Source organism: Pseudomonas sp. FSL R10-1339 (assembly GCF_009600545.1).
GTDB lineage: Bacteria > Pseudomonadota > Gammaproteobacteria > Pseudomonadales > Pseudomonadaceae > Aquipseudomonas > Aquipseudomonas bubulae.
Genome location: NZ_WIVQ01000097.1, coordinates 1 through 17,754 on the forward strand (window position 1 = coordinate 1; position 17,754 = coordinate 17,754).

Annotated in this window: 17 protein-coding genes and 1 pseudogene; 12 read left to right on the forward strand and 6 right to left on the reverse strand. The window is 61.1% G+C overall.

The window, feature by feature from the left end; genetic code table 11:
* From GHO03_RS20265 to poxB, 4 genes are all read right to left on the reverse strand, one after another.
* Positions 1 to 140: LysR family transcriptional regulator (locus GHO03_RS20265; protein WP_153328446.1), on the reverse strand; the 140-nt coding region annotated here is incomplete at its 3' end.
* A gap of 25 nt (positions 141 to 165) precedes the next feature.
* A complete protein-coding gene (map, locus tag GHO03_RS20270) occupies positions 166 to 957 on the reverse strand; it encodes a type I methionyl aminopeptidase (RefSeq protein WP_095025138.1) in 792 nt (263 codons plus the stop codon).
* Positions 954 to 1,196, reverse strand: coding sequence for a ParD-like family protein (locus GHO03_RS20275; protein WP_016780087.1), 243 nt, complete (start codon positions 1,194 to 1,196; stop codon positions 954 to 956). The genes map and GHO03_RS20275 overlap by 4 nt, the downstream gene beginning before the upstream one ends.
* 227 nt (positions 1,197 to 1,423) lie before the next feature.
* Positions 1,424 to 3,145, reverse strand: coding sequence for a ubiquinone-dependent pyruvate dehydrogenase (poxB, locus tag GHO03_RS20280; protein WP_153400417.1), 1,722 nt, complete (start codon positions 3,143 to 3,145; stop codon positions 1,424 to 1,426).
* A 348-nt stretch (positions 3,146 to 3,493) separates the two neighbouring features.
* Between poxB and GHO03_RS20285 the strand changes: the two genes are divergently transcribed.
* Both GHO03_RS20285 and GHO03_RS20290 read left to right on the forward strand, forming a co-directional pair.
* On the forward strand, positions 3,494 to 4,873 hold the full coding sequence (locus tag GHO03_RS20285) for a glutamine synthetase family protein (RefSeq protein WP_133144906.1): 1,380 nt from the start codon (positions 3,494 to 3,496) through the stop codon (positions 4,871 to 4,873).
* Positions 4,874 to 4,966: 93 nt separating this feature from the next.
* Entirely contained in the window at positions 4,967 to 5,617 is a 651-nt protein-coding gene (locus GHO03_RS20290; protein ID WP_095019348.1) for a bifunctional 2-polyprenyl-6-hydroxyphenol methylase/3-demethylubiquinol 3-O-methyltransferase UbiG, read from the forward strand.
* On the opposite strand, the gene ampC is transcribed toward GHO03_RS20290, so the two are convergent.
* Positions 5,614 to 6,768, reverse strand: a complete 1,155-nt coding sequence (gene ampC, locus GHO03_RS20295; protein WP_133144907.1) for a class C beta-lactamase — start codon at positions 6,766 to 6,768, stop codon at positions 5,614 to 5,616. The two genes, GHO03_RS20290 and ampC, sit on opposite strands and share 4 nt — an antisense overlap.
* 251 nt (positions 6,769 to 7,019) lie before the next feature.
* Between ampC and rnd the strand changes: the two genes are divergently transcribed.
* The 3 genes from rnd (at position 7,020) to GHO03_RS20310 (ending at position 9,502) form a co-directional block, all read left to right on the forward strand.
* Complete coding sequence (rnd, locus tag GHO03_RS20300) at positions 7,020 to 8,153, forward strand: ribonuclease D (protein WP_095002175.1); 1,134 nt, start codon at positions 7,020 to 7,022, stop codon at positions 8,151 to 8,153.
* The gene (locus tag GHO03_RS20305) at positions 8,150 to 8,443 is read left to right on the forward strand and encodes a YcgL domain-containing protein (RefSeq protein WP_095002174.1); all 294 of its coding nucleotides are present in this window, start codon (positions 8,150 to 8,152) and stop codon (positions 8,441 to 8,443) included. Before rnd ends, GHO03_RS20305 begins: the two co-directional genes overlap by 4 nt.
* 126 nt (positions 8,444 to 8,569) lie before the next feature.
* Positions 8,570 to 9,502, forward strand: coding sequence for a D-2-hydroxyacid dehydrogenase (locus GHO03_RS20310; RefSeq protein ID WP_095002173.1), 933 nt, complete (start codon positions 8,570 to 8,572; stop codon positions 9,500 to 9,502).
* 111 nt (positions 9,503 to 9,613) lie between these two features.
* Here the strand turns inward: GHO03_RS20310 and GHO03_RS20315 are convergent, their stop codons facing one another.
* Complete coding sequence (locus GHO03_RS20315; protein ID WP_133144908.1) at positions 9,614 to 10,207, reverse strand: nitroreductase family protein; 594 nt, start codon at positions 10,205 to 10,207, stop codon at positions 9,614 to 9,616.
* A gap of 155 nt (positions 10,208 to 10,362) precedes the next feature.
* On the opposite strand from GHO03_RS20315, the gene GHO03_RS20320 reads away from it, so the two are divergent.
* From GHO03_RS20320 to GHO03_RS20350, 7 genes and pseudogenes are all read left to right on the forward strand, one after another.
* Entirely contained in the window at positions 10,363 to 10,812 is a 450-nt protein-coding gene (locus GHO03_RS20320) for a YcgN family cysteine cluster protein (protein WP_016780096.1), read from the forward strand.
* Positions 10,813 to 10,840: 28 nt separating this feature from the next.
* On the forward strand, positions 10,841 to 12,073 hold the full coding sequence (locus GHO03_RS20325; RefSeq protein WP_153400418.1) for a hypothetical protein: 1,233 nt from the start codon (positions 10,841 to 10,843) through the stop codon (positions 12,071 to 12,073).
* 282 nt (positions 12,074 to 12,355) lie between these two features.
* On the forward strand, positions 12,356 to 12,445 hold the full coding sequence (gene kdpF / locus GHO03_RS20330; RefSeq protein ID WP_016780098.1) for a K(+)-transporting ATPase subunit F: 90 nt from the start codon (positions 12,356 to 12,358) through the stop codon (positions 12,443 to 12,445).
* Positions 12,446 to 12,453: 8 nt separating this feature from the next.
* Positions 12,454 to 14,148 carry a potassium-transporting ATPase subunit KdpA gene (kdpA, locus tag GHO03_RS20335; RefSeq protein WP_095002171.1) on the forward strand — a complete coding sequence of 565 codons (1,695 nt, stop codon included), beginning with the start codon at positions 12,454 to 12,456 and terminating at the stop codon, positions 14,146 to 14,148.
* A 10-nt stretch (positions 14,149 to 14,158) separates the two neighbouring features.
* Positions 14,159 to 16,231 (forward strand): potassium-transporting ATPase subunit KdpB, encoded by a 2,073-nt coding sequence (gene kdpB / locus GHO03_RS20340; RefSeq protein WP_133144909.1) that lies wholly within the window; start codon positions 14,159 to 14,161, stop codon positions 16,229 to 16,231.
* An 18-nt stretch (positions 16,232 to 16,249) separates the two neighbouring features.
* Positions 16,250 to 16,810 carry a potassium-transporting ATPase subunit KdpC gene (kdpC, locus tag GHO03_RS20345; RefSeq protein WP_095025132.1) on the forward strand — a complete coding sequence of 187 codons (561 nt, stop codon included), beginning with the start codon at positions 16,250 to 16,252 and terminating at the stop codon, positions 16,808 to 16,810.
* Positions 16,811 to 16,941: 131 nt separating this feature from the next.
* Positions 16,942 to 17,754, forward strand: a pseudogene (locus GHO03_RS20350) (histidine kinase); the annotation flags it as partial.

Genomic DNA, 17,754 nt, shown 5'->3' on the forward strand with positions numbered 1-17,754 from the left:
CCCAGGCGTTCCTCGAGCTGGCGCATGGCCCGGCTCAGGGCCGGTTGCGACATGCCCAGGCGGGCGGCGGCGCGGGTAAAGCTGCGCTCCTGGGCAACTACCGCGAAGATCGCCAGTTGGTCGTAGCTTTCAACCGTCATATCGCCGTCCCTGTGCAGTGGCCCGTCAAACGATGGCGGGGTACTCGGCCAGGGTGTCCGGCCACGGGCTCAGCACCTCAAAGCCGTCGTCAGTCACGGCCACCATATGCTCCCACTGGGCCGACAGCGAGCCATCCCTGGTCACGACAGTCCAGTGGTCAGGCAGCGTCTTCACATGGCGCTTGCCAGCGTTAAGCATCGGTTCGATGGTGAAAATCATGCCGGTCTTGAGCTTCATGCCCTGGCCCGGATAACCGTAGTGCAGCACCTGCGGTTCGTCGTGATAGACCTTGCCGATGCCGTGGCCGCAATACTCGCGTACCACACTGAAGCCTTCTTTCTCGGCCAGGGTCTGGATGGCGTGGCCGATATCGCCCAGGGTTGCGCCCGGGCGGACCATGCGGATCCCGGCACACATGGCTTCGTAGGTAGTTTTCACCAGATGCCGGGCTGCGGGGCTTGGCTCGCCGACAAAGTACATGCGGCTGGTATCGCCGAACCAGCCATCCTTGACCACGGCGATATCGATATTGACGATATCGCCGTCGCGCAGCACGCGGTTGGACGGGATGCCGTGACATACCACTTCATTGACCGAAGCACATACGGTTTTGGGGAAACCGTGATAGCCCACGTTGCCGGGGATGGCCTTTTGCACGTTGACGATGTAATCGTGGCAGATCCGGTCGAGCTGGTCGGTGGTGACCCCGGCCTTGACGTGCTCGGCGATCATGGCCAGCACTTCGGCGGCCAGCTTGCCCGCGACCTTGGACTGGGCGATTTGCGCCGGGGTGTTGATAACGACGCTGGCCTTCATGAATGTGCTCCGGTTGCGAGGGGGGTGTCTTGCAGTGCCACATTCAAGTCCAGGCCGCCAGCCTGCTCGGCCCGCACCAGCAGGCGGCAGATCTGGTTGTGATCAAGGTTGGGGTGCAGTTCGGACAGCATGCCGATCCGCATCCAGTGCTCGGCTTGTGCATTGATCGAGCGGCTCAGCGCGTTGCTGGCGACCCGCAGGTTTTCGTGCATCTGCTCGGATATCTTGACGATGCCCATCAGCGTTCCAATATGAAATGTATATGGAACGTATATTAGGCGAGAGCTGCTCGTGATCGCAAGCTGTAGCGGTTTTCAATCGTGTAGAAACTCTGTTTCCGGTCAAGGTCTCCCTGTGGGAGCGGGCTTGCTCGCGATGCATGCGGCGCGGTCTGTCAGGTAAACCGCGTCAATTTCATCGCGAGCAAGCCCGCTCCCACAAAGTACTGCGGTTATTGGAGAGTTAATCAGCGCCACAAGTTGACTTTGGCCAGGTCGATCAGCTCCCGGGCGCGGCCGTCCATCACGGTCTTGAGCATAAACAGGCTGAAGCCCTTGGCCTGTTCGAACGTCTTGGTCGGCGGCATGACCAGCTCCTGACGGGCGCTGACCACATCCACCAGCACCGGGCCGTCATGGGCGAAGGCTTCGCGCAGCGCCGCTTCCAGTTCGGATGGATGCTCCACGCGAATCCCTTTAACCCCCATGGCCTGGGCCATTGCCGCAAAGTCCGGATTTTTCAGGTCGCAACCCACATCCGGGAAGCCCGCTGCCTTCATTTCCATTTCGACAAAACCCAGGGTGCCGTTGTTGAGCACGATGACCTTGACCGGCAAGCCCACCTGGATGAGGGTGAGGAAGTCACCCATCATCATGGTGAAACCACCGTCGCCGGACATTGAGATAACCTGGCGATCCGGGTATGTCGCCTGTGCGCCGATGGCCTGCAGCATGGCATTGGCCATGGAGCCGTGGTTGAACGAGCCGATCAGGCGCCGTTTGCCGTTCATTTTCAAATAGCGGGCTGCCCACGCAGTGGGGGTGCCAACGTCGCAGGTGAAAATCGCATCCTCTGCCGCCAGCTCACTGACCAGCCGGTTGAGGTACTGGGGGTGGATGATAGAGCTGCCAGGGCCACTTTCCGCCAGGGCGTCGAGGTCTTCCCGGGCTTTTTTGTAATCGTCCAGCGCCTGGTCGAGGTGGTCGCGGTCGGGGTTTTGCATCACCTTGGGCAATACTGCCTCAAGTGTCAGCTTCACATCACCGAGCAGCCCCAGTTGCAGCGGGCAGCGATTGCCCAGGGCTTCGGGGCGCAGGTCGATCTGTGCGATATAACTGTGCTCGGGATAGAACTGGCGATAAGGAAAGTTGGTGCCCAGCATCAGCAGGGTGTCGCAGTTCATCATCGCCTTGTAACCCGAGGCGAAGCCGATCAGGCCGGTCATGCCGACGTCATAGGGGTTGTCGTATTCGACATGTTCCTTGCCGCGCAGGGCATGCACGATGGGCGCGTTCAACCGCTCGGCCAGGGCCAGGATTTCGCTATGGGCACCAGCGCAGCCTGCGCCGCACAGCAGTGTGACTTTCTTGCCGTCATTGAGAAACGACGCCAGCCGGTCGATATCGGGCGGGGCGGGACAGACCAGCGGCTGGGCAGGCTTGAGCCATTGCGCCACCTTGGCCTCGGTCGCTTGCAGCGCCACATCCCCCGGAATCACTACCACCGCCACTCCGCGTTTGGCGATGGCTGTGCGCATGGCCCGATGCAAAATCTGCGGCAGCTGCTCTGGGCGGGACACCAGTTCAACGTAGTGGCTGCATTCCTTGAACAGGCTTTCGGGGTGGGTGGCCTGAAAATAGTCGATACCGATTTCGCTGCCGGGGATGTGAGCGGCCAGTGCCAGCACCGGTACTCCGCTGCGATGGGCGTCGAACAGGCCATTGATCAAGTGCAGGTTGCCGGGGCCACAGCTGCCGGCGCAAACCGCCAGCTCGCCGGTCAAATGGGCTTCGGCCCCGGCGGCGAATGCGGCGGACTCCTCGTTGCGCATATGGATCCACTCAATCTGCTCCTGGCGACGCAAGGCGTCGGTAAAGCCATTGAGGGAATCACCCACCACGCCAAATACACGCTTTACGCCGGCTTGCAGCAGGGTTTCGGTGATGAAATCGGCAACCGTTCTGGTCATGGTGCGGGCTCCTCGAAGCAGTAGGGTGGATCAAGCAGGATAGACACTGCATGCGACCTTGCCGGGGATTGAAACGTTCACAGAGCCCGCTCCCACAGAGGCTTGATTGTTTAGCGCCGATGTAACCAAAGGTATAAATCCCTGCATTTAAACAACCCACCCGGGCGTGTGAGGCTGGGTTCCCTTTTTGGCAACGGTTGCAGGTATGAGCAGCATTCAGTGCCCCTGGCAGGCCTTCTGGGCCCTGTTTCACTGCCGTCATGCCCGCCCGCCGGATCTTCATCGTGCCGTCAAATCCTGAATATGTGCGCCCCGGCGCCTGTCTGATACGAACCGATGAGAATTGCCATGAGTGCTGCAACCGCGTTTGCCCCGCTGCAACAAGCCCTGGATTTTCTGGAATTACATCCCCACATCGAGATGTTCGAACTGTTCATCATCGACAATAACGGCGTGCCTCGCGGCAAGTTGCTGCACCGCGACGAGTTGCTGGCGGTCTACGAGAGCGGTCGGCCGCTGCCGAGCACGATTCTGGGCTTGAGCATTAACGGCGATGATGTGGAAAACACCGGCCTGGTGTGGGATGTGGGCGATATCGACTGCCGTGCCTATCCCGTCAGCGGCAGTTTGCAGCCCATGCCGTGGCGCCTTATTCCCACGGCGGCAGTGCAGGTCAGCATGCATCCCCAACAGGGCATGCCCGCCACAGTGGCCGACCCCCGGCACTTGCTGGCCAAGGTTATCGATGGCCTCAAGGCCGATGGCTATTACCCGGTGATGGCGGCGGAGCTGGAGTTTTATCTGCTCGATCAGCAGCGCGACAGCAACGGTCGCCCGCAACCGGCCCGTGATGCTGATGGCCAGCGCCCGCGGGCGACCCAGGTTTACGGTTTGCGCGAGCTGGAGCAGATCGAGCCGTTTCTGGCCGATTTGTACAGCGCTTGCAAGCTCCAGGGGATACCTGCACGCACGGCGATTTCCGAATATGCGCCGGGGCAGGTGGAAATTACCCTGGAGCATCGCAGTGACGCGCTGCAGGCAATGGACGAAGCGGTGCGCTACAAGCGCCTGGTCAAAGGCGTGGCGCACAAGCACGGGATGGTTGCCTGCTTTATGGCCAAGCCTTTCGATGATCTGGCCGGTACCGGCATGCACATGCATGTGAGCCTGGCCGACAAGGACGGCAACAACCTGTTTGCCAGCGAGGCACCGGACGGTACGCCGTTACTCAGGCAGGCGGTGGGCGGAATGCTCAGCACTTTGCTCGATTCACTGTTGATGTTTTGCCCCAATGCCAACTCCTACCGCCGATTCCAGAGCAACAGTTATGCGCCGCTGGCCGCTACCTGGGGCGTGGACAACCGTACGGTGAGCCTGCGGGTGCCCGGTGGTCCGGCGTTTTCACGACATATCGAACACCGCATATGTGGTGCCGATGCCAATCCGTACCTGGCCGCGGCAGCTATTCTGGCAGGAATCCATCGTGGCATTCGCGAGCAACTCGACCCGGGTGCGCCGGTCGAAGGCAATGGCTATGCCCAGGCCAGCGAGCGGTTGCCGACCGACTGGCTGACCACCTTGCGGGCGTTGCAGGCTTCGGAGTGGGCAAAAGAAGCCTTCGGTCCGGAGTTTCTCAAGGTCTACCTGGCCGTGAAAAACGCGGAATACCGTCAATTCATGGGCGAAGTGGGCGAGCAGGACTGGCGCTGGTATTTGCAGCAGGCGTGACCCGCCTGTTTTCATGGTTTTGTGACAATTTTTTCACTGGTGCCCCGATAATCTCTGCGTTGATCATCATCAAACACAAGAGTTCGCGGGCCCATGTCATCGCAGCCACCTTCCACCCCTATAGAGCATGAGCTCGCCGAGCAGTTTGACCGCGAGCATGCGAAGGTTTGCCTGCAAGTACAGCCCCAAGGGCTTGCCCGCAGGTTCGTGTTGTGGCGCGAGCGGCGCCTGGTGCGCCGGGCGCTCAAGGTTGCGGGCGAGCCTGGACTGATCCTGGATCTGGCTTGCGGAGCCGGGCGTTTCTGGCCGATTTTGGCCGAGCATGGCAATCGGGTGATCCTGGCCTGCGACTCGTCGCAGGCCATGCTCGATCACGCACAAACCCACCATCCCGCCGGCCTGCTGGCGCGCATCAAACTGTTTCAAAGCTCGGTGTTTTCCATCGATATTTCGGAAAACGCCGTGGACTGCATTTTTTGCATGCAGTTGTTCCACCATGTGCGCGACAGCGATCATCGCCAGGCCATTTTGCGCGAGCTGCACAGGGTCAGTCGTGACGGCCTGATCCTTTCTGTGCCCCTTGGTCGTGCGGCGGAGCAGGGCTGTGATCCGCTCCGTATCGTGGTGAACAAGGACGAAATTGAAGGTCAATTTGAGCGGGCAGGCTTCAGTATCCTCAAACAGTACGAAGTGCTGCCCGGTTGTGGCATGGGCAGCATCTACATCTTGCGCAAGGACATTTAGTCCAGGGCCTTGAGCACCTCGTATGCCAACTTGACCCGTGCGTCGTTGGGGTAGTTCTTGTTGGCCAGAATGAAGATCGATTTTTGCTTGGCAGGCACAAACACTGCGTAGGCACCAAAGCCGCCGGTTGAGCCGGTCTTGTTGACCCATACCGCCTGTTGTGGGGCCAGAGGCGGATTCAGGGCGATGGCGTCATTGTTTTCATAGGCCATGTTGTTCGAGTTGCCTTCCAACAGCGATTTGAGCTCGACAGGGTAAGGGTACTGTTCCCAGATCAGATCCTGCGTCATGGGGCCCACGCGGAAATAACCGATGTGCGTGTCAGCCAGAGCCTTGCGAATCTGCGGGCTGGTTTCGCCCTGGCCCAGGTTGAGCTCGGTAAAGTGGATCAGGTCGCGGGCGCTGGTTTTCACGCCATAGGCTTCATTGCCGAGCACGCCGGAGTTAAGCCTGACCGGTGCATCCTGCTTGTCGTAGCCCTGGGCATACAACGTCATTTTGCTGGCGGGCACGGTGTAGTAGGTGTTGTGCAGCCCCAGTGCCGGGAACAGTTGTTGCTCCATTGCCTGGGTGAACGGCAGGTTCAGGCTTTTGGCGGCAATCACGCCGAGCATGCCGATGCTTGGATTGGCGTAGCTGCGCTGGGTGCCCATCGGGTAGGCGGGTTTCCAGCGTTTGAGGTAATCCATCAACTGGCGCTCGTCCTGCACGCTGTCCGGCAGCTGCAAAGGGAAGCCGCCTGCAGTATGGGTGGCCAGATGGGCCAGGGTTACCTTGCCAAAGGGCGTGCCTTCAAGTTCCGGCTCGTGTTTACCGACGGTATCGCTCAGTGAAAGTTTGCCCTGGGCCTGGGCATAAGTGGCCAGGGTGGCGGTAAACAGTTTGCTGACCGAGCCAACCTCGAACAGTGTGTCGGGGGTCACTGGCTCTTTACTGGCCTTGGACGCGACACCGAAGCTGTAAAAGTGTTGCTTGCCGTTAGCGCTCACGGCGATGACCAGGCCGGGCACGGCGTATTCTTGCATTACGTGCCTGGCGCCGTTTTGCACCACTGTATCCAGGTCAGAACCCTTTGCCAGTGCACTACTGGCAAAAGAGCAAAGGCCTATCAGCGAAAGTGTCAGTGCTGACAGTTTGCAGGTCATTTTCATGGGGTATCCTCGGTTTTTAGTGCGCAAATCTACTCGTGCCCGCTCACAGTGGCCCGACTGGCTTGTCACATAATGTGTTGTAACAAATCTTCAATGGCGTTGAGCAAGGCAATTTATAGAGGAAATCACTCTAGGGATGCGGGTTTTATATGGAAGTTTCGTAGGTTTTTTCGCGCACAACATGACGAGGCAATGTCCGGTAATCCCTGGCGGCGATATATACTGCGCGCCATTCTTCAAGGGAGAGCCGTGTGGCCATCGATATTCACTGGATTCGCGACAACGATAGCCTCGGCCAGCATTGCGCCGAATGGCAACAATTGCCGTTCGTAGCCCTCGACACCGAATTTATGCGGGTCGACACCTTTTACCCGATTGCCGGCCTGATCCAGATTGGCGACGGCACGCGGGCGTACCTGATCGACCCGTTGACCATCGACAACTGGCAGCCCCTGGCCGACCTGCTGGAAAACCAGGCGGTGGTCAAAGTGCTGCATGCCTGCAGTGAAGACCTTGAGGTTTTACTGCGCCTGACCGGCAGCCTGCCGGTGCCACTGTTCGACACCCAACTGGCAGCCGCCTATCTGAACCTGGGCTTCTCCATGGGCTATTCGCGCCTGGTCAAGGAAGTCCTGGATATCGATCTGCCCAAGGGCGAGACCCGCTCCGACTGGTTGCAGCGTCCGTTGTCGGAAACCCAGATCAGCTACGCCGCCGAAGATGCCGTGCACCTGGCTGAAGTCTACAAGTTGCTGCATCCGCGCCTGTCGGCGGAAAAGTACCGCTGGGTGCTGGAAGATGGCGCCGAACTGGTCGCCAACCTGCGCCGCGAAACAGATCCTTACGAGGTGTACCGCGAAGCCAAGCTGGCGTGGAAGCTGTCACGGGCCCAACTGGCGGTATTGCGTGAAATCTGCGCCTGGCGCGAGCACGAAGCCCGTGCCCGGGACCTGCCGCGCAACCGCGTGATACGCGAGCATGCATTGTGGCCTCTGGCCAAAACCCAGCCTGATAACCTGGTGGCACTGGCGCGCATTGAAGACATGCACCCGCGCACCGTGCGTCAGGACGGTGAGTTTTTGCTTGATCTGATCAAGCGTGCTGGCAGTCTGCCGCCGGAACAATGGCCGCCCGCCGTGCCCGAGCCGTTGCCGGTTGAAGCCGCGTTGCTGATCAAGCGTCTGCGTGCCATCGGCCAGGCTGAAGCTGAGCGCCTGAACATTGCGCCGGAACTGATGCTGCGTAAGAAAACCCTGGAAGCCCTGCTTAAAAGCGGCTTCCCCAATGGCCCTTATCAATTGCCGGAATCACTGCGCGGCTGGCGCCGTGAGTTGATGGGCCAGGCCTTGCTCGATTGCCTGGCCACCGCTGGAGAACTGTCTTGAAACGTATTTGCTCGATCTACCGCAGCACCAAACGCAACGAAATGTACCTGTATGTACTCAAGGCCGATGCCCTGGAGCGCGTGCCGGAACCGCTGATGCTGGCTTTTGGCAAGCCGATCCACGCCTTTGATCTGGTGCTGACGCCCGAGCGCAAGCTGTCGCGCGAAGACATCACCAAGGTTCTGGAAAACCTCGAGAGCCAGGGCTATCACCTGCAAATGCCGCCGGCCGAAGACGAATACATCGAGCACTTGCCTGAAGAGCTGTTGCGTCGCAACGACCCGATGTAAGTGCGGCGCCAGGTGCCCGGTTCCGGGCGCCTGTCTGAAACGGACTCATTTTGATTGGCGCTGGCCGAACGCGACGGGGCAAACCTCGGCGACGGGCGCTGGCAGTGTTTTGGAAAGGTTAGAAACATGCGCGTCCTGATTGCCGAGCACGATTACCCGCTGTACACCCAACTGCTGCAGCGCCTCGCCCCGGATCTGCAACTGCAGTCCAGCGGCGATTCCGAGGAACTGTCGCGCATGGCCGGTGAATGCCCGGTGTGGCTGGGCCAGCCGGACCTGCTGGCGACCCTGCTGCGCCAGGGCCACAAGCCTGCTTGGTTGCAGTCGACCTGGGCGGGCATCACACCGTTGTTGGCCGAAGGCCTAAAGCGTGATTATCGACTGACCCGCGCCGTGGGTATTTTTGGTCAGGTAATGGCTGAATACGTTCTGACCTACATGCTCGGCCACGAGCGTGAAGTCATGGCCCGGCTGGTCAGCCAGGTCGAGCGCAAGTGGGATAACCGCATGGGCCAGAGCCTGGTCGGGCGTAAGGTGCTGATCGTCGGGGCCGGGGATATTGGCCAGACCGTGGCGCAGTTTCTGCTGCCTTTTGGCGTTGAGTTGCATGCCATCGCCACAACCGCCCGCGAGCTGGCACCGTTCAAGGAAGTGGGTGTGCTGAGCGACTTGCCGCGCCTGGTGGGGCAGGTGGATTACGTGATCAACCTGTTGCCCAACACCCCGGACACCCATGATGTGTACGATGCCGAGCTGTTTGCGCAGTTCAATCCCAATGCCGTATTCATCAATGCCGGGCGCGGTGTGTCCGTGGTTGATGCCGATCTGGTCGAGGCTTTGCGCGTGGGGCATCTGGCGGGCGCGGTGATTGACGTCTGTCGTCAGGAGCCGCTGCCGGCCAAGCATCCGTTCTGGACGGCCTGGGGCTTGCTGTTGACCGGGCACAGCTCGGCGCCGACCTCGCCACCGATGATGGCCCAGCTGTTTGTCGACAATTTGCGTGCGTATCAGGCGGGTGAGGCATTGCGTGGCGAAGTGGATTTCGACCGCGGTTACTGATCCTGTAGATACTCTGTTGCCGGTCAAACCACTCCTGTGGGAGCGAGCCTGCTCGCGAAGGCCATTCGCGAGCAGGCTCGCTCCCACAGATGAAGTATTCCTGTAGCCGGGTTACAGGCTGAAATCGCCTTCAGCCACCAGCTTGCTCAGCGGTTCGCGCTGGCTTGGCACTTCCTTGGCTTGCAGGTAATCCACCAGGCTCGACTTGTCACCGATCTTGCCGATCGCAACCATTGCCTGGACCTGGTAGCCCTCAGGGATTTTCAGCTCTGTGCGCGCGCGCTCGAAATCCAGCCCGCTCATGCCGTGGGTATGCCAGCCGCTCAGGTGGGCCTGCAGGGCCAGATGGCCCCAGGCTGCGCCAGTATCGAAGGCGTGGGTCGGTGCGGGTTTTTCTTCGGTGGTGCCGGGTGCCGCGAAGGTGGTCTTGGACACAATCACCACCAGTGCTGCTGCATGCTTGGCCCAACCCTGGTTGAACTCCACCAGCAGGCTCAGGTAACGGTCGAACTCCGGGGTGCCGCGCAGGGCGAACAGAAAGCGCCAGGGTTGTGCGTTGTAGGCCGACGGTGCCCAGCGTGCTGCCTCAAAAAAGCTCAGCAGGGTGGCTTTGTCGATGGTCGCATCGGTAAAGGCGCGGGGCGACCAGCGCTGGGTAAATTGCTCGTGAATGCTGTGATCGGCTTTACGGCTGCTAGCAGGCATGGCGGTTTCCTGAGGTAAATGTAACGGCTCAATTCAGGGGCTAAAACTACTGGGATGCCGTCAAGCTGACAAGTCTGACGACAAGCCCTTGGCCCGCGGGGTCTTGGGCACTAGACTGGCGGCCTTTTCCACTCCCTGATGTTGATGTTTGAACCATGGCCGCAATCGTTGAACCGTTCTGGATCCGCAAAACCCTCGATCAACTTGATCAGGAGGAATGGGAGTCGCTGTGCGACGGCTGCGGATTGTGCTGCTTGCAAAAGCTCGAAGATGAAGACGACAACAGCGTCTACTACACGCGCATCGCCTGCAAACTGCTCGATCTGAAAACCTGCCAGTGCACCGACTACCCTAATCGTCGTGATTCAGTCCCTGACTGCATTCAGCTGTCGCCGGGCAAGGCCGAAGAGTTCAAGTGGCTGCCGCCGACTTGCGGCTACCGGCTGGTGAGCGAGCGCAAGGACTTGCCGCTGTGGCATCACCTGGTGTGTGGCGACCCGGACGCTGTCCACCATGAGCGCATTTCACAGTCCGGGCGCATGCTGGCCGAAGGCAGCGTGCCTGAAGATGACTGGGAAGATCATTTGATTTTCCGCGCCGGTTAAGTGCCGGAGCGGTTTGCAAGGAGTGTGTATGCCGCTGCGTTATCGATTGCCCCTGGGTTTGCAGCTGTTGCTGGCGGCGGGCCCGCTGTGGGCTGGGCAAAAAGTGGCGCTCGATTACCACGTACAGTTGTTGCCCAAAAGCGATCAGGCCGAGGTGCGGATCACCCTGGCCGAGGGTTCTGCTGTGCGCAGCCTGGATTTCGACCTGGGCGCGCCGGGCAGTTACAGCGACTTCAAGGCCGACGGGCAATGGCAACTGAGCCCCGACCCGGTCCATAGCCGGGGCCTGTGGCATCCGCCAGCGGGCAGTGCCAGCCTGAGTTACCGCGTCCGCCTGAACCAGCCGCGCAAGAACGGCACGTACGACACCCGGATCACGCCTGACTGGGCGTTGTTTCGCGGTGAACAACTGATCCCGCCTGCCAGCCTCGATCAGCAGGATGGGGTCGAGCTGGTGTCGCGGCTTGAATTCGAACTGCCCAAAGGCTGGAAAAGCGTTGAAACCGCCTGGCCGCGTATCGGTAAAAACCGCTTTCGTATCGATGATGTGTCGCGTCTGTTTGATCGCCCCACCGGCTGGATGCTCGCGGGTAACCTGGGCAGCCGCCGCACCACCCTGGGCGAAACCGAGGTCACGGTGAGCGCACCCAAGGGGCAGGGCATGCACCGCATGGATGTGCTGACCCTGTTGACCTTTGTGTGGCCGCAGGTGCAGGCGGTGTTCCCGCGCAACCCGCCCAAGCTGCTGATCGTCGGCGCGGGCAGCCCGATGTGGAAAGGCAGTGCAGCGGGGCGCAACTCGATCTACCTCTATAGCGGTTTGCCGCTGGTCAGCGAGAGCGGTTCAAGTCCGTTGTTGCGCGAAGTGGTGCAGTTGTTCAGCGGCATCAACGATGAGCCGGGGCATGACTGGATCGGCGAGGGCCTTGGCGAGTACTACGCCATCGAACTGCTGCGCCGCGCCGGCGGCATGAGTGATGAGCGTTACCAGACCCTGCAGCACAAGCTCAACGCTGCCGGTAAAAACGTGACCCGCCTGCGCGGTGAACAGGCAAACGCGGCCATGGTTGCGCGGGCAGTCACGCTGCTGCAGGCACTGGACCGTGAAATCCGTTTGCAGACCCACAGCAAGCGCTCGCTGGATGATGTCAGCCAGGCGCTGATGCGTATGGACAAGGTCAACACCGCGAGCTTTATCCAGCTGAGCGAAAGCGTGCTGGGCGGCGCCTCCGAGGTACTGGACAGCCCGCTGTTGCGCTGATCCTAACCCACGTGTAGCAGCTGCCGAGGGGCGAAGGCTGCGTCCGGCGGCGTAGCCGTCGTCAATTTGGCCAATGCGGTTTGTCAGTTACACCGCATCTAGATGATTTACGACCGCTTCGCGCTCGAACGCAGCCGCGTTCCTTCGCCAGTTGCTACGGCAGGCATCGCTGCTTTTTTACACCTTCTTTACGCCCCCGCATCCCTCTCGATCTCGATCCTTTACGCCCTGATTCCCCACACTCTCTTCCTACGCGGCAGGTGCCGCCTGGGGAGAGTTGTCATGGGCATTCTGGATGGGGTGTCGCTGCTGCTGGCAGTGGCGCTGTTCGTTTATCTGCTGGTTGCGCTGTTGCGCGCAGACCGGAACTAGGAGCGGGTATGCACAGTTATGACTATGGGCTGATGCTTGCCTTTTTTGCCCTGGTGCTGTTGCCCGCACCCTGGCTGGGGCGTTTTTACTACAAGGTGATGGAGGGACGGCGGACCTGGCTGAGCCCGGTATTGGGGCCCGTCGAAAAGGTCTGCTACCGCATCGCCGGGGTTGACCCGGGCAGTGAGCAAAGCTGGCAGAAGTACACCCTGGCCCTGCTGGTTTTCAACCTGACAGGCTTTGTGTTGTTGTTCGCCATTTTGCTGTTTCAGTCGTACTTGCCACTCAACCCCCAGCAGTTGCCGGGGCAGGAGTGGACGCAAGCGTTCAATACCGCGGTGAGTTTTGTCACCAACACCAACTGGCAGAGCTACAGCGGTGAAGCCAGCCTGAGCTATTTCAGCCAGATGGCCGGGCTGACCGTGCAGAATTTTGTCAGCGCCGCCACCGGCCTGGCCGTGCTGGTCGCCTTGTGCCGTGGTATCAGCCGCCGCTCGGCGCACACGCTGGGCAACTTCTGGGTCGACATGACCCGGGCCACGCTCTATGGCCTGCTGCCGTTGTGCCTGGTGCTGGCGTTGCTGCTGGTGTGGCAGGGCGTGCCGCAAACCTTTGCCCATTACGTCAATGCCGTAACCCTGCAAGGTGCCGATCAAGTAATCCCGCTGGGTCCGGCTGCCAGCCAGATTGCGATCAAACAACTGGGCACCAACGGCGGCGGCTTTTTCGGCGTGAACTCGGCGCATCCGTTCGAAAACCCGAGCGCCTGGAGCAACTTGTTCGAAATGGCCTCGATTATTCTGATCCCGGTGGCGTTGGTGTTCACCTTCGGCCATTACGTCAAGGACCTGCGTCAGAGCCGCGCAATCATCGCCTGCATGCTGGCCTTGTTCCTGATCGGCGGGGGCACCGCGCTGTATGCCGAGTACCAGCCGAACCCGGCGCTCAACAGCCCGCTGGTCGAGCAGAGCGCACCGCTGGAAGGCAAGGAAGTCCGCTTCGGCACCACCGGCAGTGTGCTGTGGACCGAAACCACGACCTCGGCCTCCAACGGCTCGGTCAACGCCATGCACGACAGCCTCAACCCGCTGACCGGGATGGTGGCACTGCTCAACATGATGGTCGGCGAAGTGATCTTCGGTGGCGTCGGTGCCGGGCTCTACGGGATGTTGCTCAACGTGTTGATCGCGGTGTTCCTCGCCGGCCTGATGATCGGTCGCACCCCTGAATACCTCGGTAAAAAACTCCAGGCCAGGGAAGTCCAGCTGCTGGTGGTGACCTTGCTGGTGATGCCGGTGGGGGTGCTGGTGCTGGGCGCGATTGCCGCCGTACTGCCCAGTGCTGTGGCCTCGGTCAGCAACCCCGGGCCCCATGGTTTCAGCCAGATCCTGTATGCCTTCACCTCGGCCAGTGCCAACAACGGCTCAGCCTTTGCCGGGCTTAACGCCAACACGCCGTTCTACAACCTGATGCTGGGCCTGGGCATGTTGATCGGACGCTTCGGTTATATCCTGCCGGTGCTGGCATTGGCCGGCAGCCTCGCGATCAAGAAAAGCGCGCCGATTGGCCAGGACAGTTTTCCGACCCACGGCCCGCTGTTTGTCGCTCTGCTGACCGTGACCATCTTGCTGGTGGGCGGCCTGACCTTCCTGCCGACCTTGGCCCTTGGCCCCATCGCTGAACAACTGACCCAGGGCTTCTGAGGAGACGAAGATGACTATGCCTGCTCCTGTTTCAAAGTTGACGCCAACGCCTGAAGCCAGGGCCCCTGAGTCGCCGAAGACTTCGTTCGCCGATATCTGGCGTCCGGCGCTGTTGCAAGCATTCGTCAAACTCGACCCGCGCCAGCTGAAACGCTCGCCGGTGATGCTGGTGGTCGAGCTGACCGCGATTTTTACCACGGTGCTGTGTGTTATCCCCGAGCCTGCAGTGCCTACCGGGGTGGCGGTGCAAATCGCTCTGTGGCTGTGGTTTACCGTGCTGTTCGCGAACTTTGCCGAAGCCCTGGCCGAGGGGCGTGGCAAGGCTCGCGCCGATAGCCTCAAAGCTGGCAGTGTGGGCTTGAGTGCGCGTCGGCGCACTGCCACGGGCAGCTTTGAAATCGTCCCGGCCACCCGCCTGCGCAAAGGGGATGTGGTGCGCGTCGAAGCGGGGGAGATGATTCCCGGCGACGGCGAGGTGATTGAAGGGATTGCCGCGGTCAACGAAGCGGCGATTACTGGCGAATCGGCGCCGGTGATCCGTGAGTCGGGCGGTGATCGCTCGGCGGTGACCGGCAATACGCGGCTGGTCAGTGACTGGTTGCTGGTGCAAATCAGCGCCAACCCCGGCGAGTCCACTCTGGACCGTATGATCGCACTGGTCGAAGGTGCAAAGCGGCAGAAAACCCCTAACGAGATTGCCCTGGATATTCTGCTGATCGGCCTGACCCTGATCTTTCTGATCGTGGTCGTGACCTTGCAGCCGTTCGCTTACTTTGCCGGTGGCAGCTTGCCCCTGGTGTTTCTGGTGGCCCTGCTGGTGACGCTGATTCCGACCACCATCGGCGGCCTGCTGTCGGCCATCGGTATTGCCGGCATGGACCGTCTGGTGCGCCTCAACGTGATTGCCAAGTCGGGGCGGGCGGTTGAAGCCGCGGGCGATGTGCATGTGTTGATGCTCGACAAGACCGGCACCATCACCTTCGGCAACCGCCGCTGCACGGCGCTGTATGCCTGCCCCGGCGTGACCGCCAAAGAGCTGGCAGAGGGCGCGTTGCGCGCTTCGCTGGCGGACGAGACGGCGGAGGGCAAGTCCATCGTCGAGTTTGTTCGGGGCCAGCACAGCTTGCCCGAGTTACCCGTGTCGGACTTCACGGCCGTACCCTTTACCGCTGAAACCCGCCTGTCGGGTATCGACCACAACGGTCGGGTGTACCGCAAAGGGGCCGTGGATTCAGTGCTGGCGTTTGTCGGCCTCAAACGCGGCGAGCTGTTGCCGGCCCTGTCCCGGGAAATCGACAAGATCGCCCAGAGCGGCGGTACCCCTTTGCTGGTCTGTGCCCAGGGCAAGCTGCTGGGCGCCATCCACCTCAAGGACGTGGTCAAGCCGGGTATTCGCGAGCGTTTTGCCGAGTTGCGCAAGTTGGGCATCCGCACCGTGATGGTGACGGGCGACAACCCGCTGACCGCCGCGGCCATTGCCGCTGAAGCCGGGGTGGATGACGTGCTGGCCGAGGCCACACCGGAGAAAAAACTGGCGCGCATTCGCCATGAGCAAAATGACGGCCGCCTTGTGGCGATGTGCGGTGATGGTGCCAATGACGCTCCGGCCCTGGCCCAGGCCGATGTGGGCATGGCGATGAACGACGGCACCCAGGCGGCCCGTGAAGCCGCGAACATGGTGGATCTGGACAGCGACCCCACCAAGCTGCTGGATGTAGTGCAGATCGGCAAGGAGTTACTGGTGACCCGTGGCGCATTGACCACGTTCTCGATCGCCAACGACGTGGCCAAGTACTTCGCGATTCTGCCGGCGCTGTTTGCTTCGATCTACCCGCAACTGGGCGTGCTCAACGTGATGGGCCTGCAGAGCCCGCAAAGCGCGATTGTGTCAGCCATCGTATTCAACGCGCTGATCATCGTGGTGCTGATCCCGCTGGCATTGCGCGGTGTGCGGGTGCAGGCGGCCAGTGCGGCGCACCTGTTACGCCGCAACCTGCTGATCTATGGCGTGGGCGGGCTGGTGGTGCCGTTTGTGGGCATCAAGCTGATCGACATGCTGCTCACCGCATTGCATCTGGTTTAAGCATTGGAGGGTTACACCATGAGCACTTTTTTACGTCCGGCCCTGAGCCTGATGCTGTTGATGACCGCCATTACCGGCGTGATCTACCCGCTGACCGTCACCGGCATTGCCCAGCTGGCGTTCCCCGAACAGGCCAATGGCAGCCTGGTCCGTGACAGTGCCGGCAAGGTGCTGGGGTCGGCATTGATTGCGCAGGATTTCAGCGGTGACAGCTGGTTTCACCCACGGCCATCGGCGGGAGCGTTTGCCACCGTGGCCAGTTCGGCCAGCAACCTGGCACCGAGCAACCCGGCTCTGGCGACACGGGTCAAGGACAGTGCCGCCCAGCTTGCCGTGCCGGGCCAGGGGCCGGTACCCCTGGCGCTGCTGACCACCTCGGGCAGCGGGCTGGACCCGCACTTGCCACCAGAGGCAATACGCTATCAACTAGCCCGTGTCGCTGCTGCTCGCAGCTTGCCGGTACAGGCTGTTGAACAACTGGTCGCGGAGCATATCGAGCGGCCGTTGGTGGGGCCGCCGGTGGTTAACGTGCTGCTGTTGAACAGGGCATTGGCGCAGTTGAAGAGCCCCTCACCCTGACCCTCTCCCGGAGGGAGAGGGGACTGACCGCACGCGGCTTCAAGAAAACCGCATATCAGCTCCCTCTCCCTCCGGGAGAGGGCTGGGGTGAGGGTAAAGCTTTCAGTCACACAATTTATCAGGAACCCCCCATGACTCATTCCGCCCGCGCCGATGCGTTGCTAGCCGATCTACCGCGCGCAGGCCGTGGCCGGCTTAAAGTGTTTCTCGGCGCGGCACCCGGCGTGGGCAAAACCTACGCCATGCTGCAAGCGGCTCATACGCAACTGCGCCAGGGTGTCGAAGTACTGGCCGGGGTGGTCGAAACCCATGGCCGCGCCGAGACCGAGGCCTTGCTCAATGGCTTGCCCCAGCAGCCCATGCTGCGCTCGGATTATCGCGGCGTGCAGCTTGAGGAAATGGACCTCGACGGTCTGCTTGCCGCCAGACCCAAGCTGGTACTGGTCGATGAGCTGGCCCACAGCAATGCCCCCGGCAGCCGTCACGCCAAGCGCTGGCAGGATGTGCAGGAATTGCTCGCGGCCGGGATCGATGTGTACACCACGGTCAACGTCCAGCATCTGGAAAGTCTCAACGATCAGGTGCGCGGCATCACCGGGGTCCAGGTGCGTGAGACCCTGCCGGACTGGGTTGTGCAGGAAGCCTACGAACTGCTGCTGATCGACCTGCCGCCCCGGGAACTGCTGGAGCGGCTGCGCGAGGGCAAGGTGTATGTACCTGAGCAGGCACGGGCAGCGATTGATGCGTTTTTCAGCCAGACCAATCTCAATGCTTTGCGCGAACTGGCAATGCAGACCGCTGCGGTGTATGTCGACGATGAACTGGACAAGGGCTATCGCCAGCAGGGGCAATCGGCTCCGGCGCTGCGCGGGCGTTTGCTGGTGGGGATCGACGGCGATACCCATGCCGAGCGCCTGGTGCGGCATGCCAGCCGGGTCGCGGAG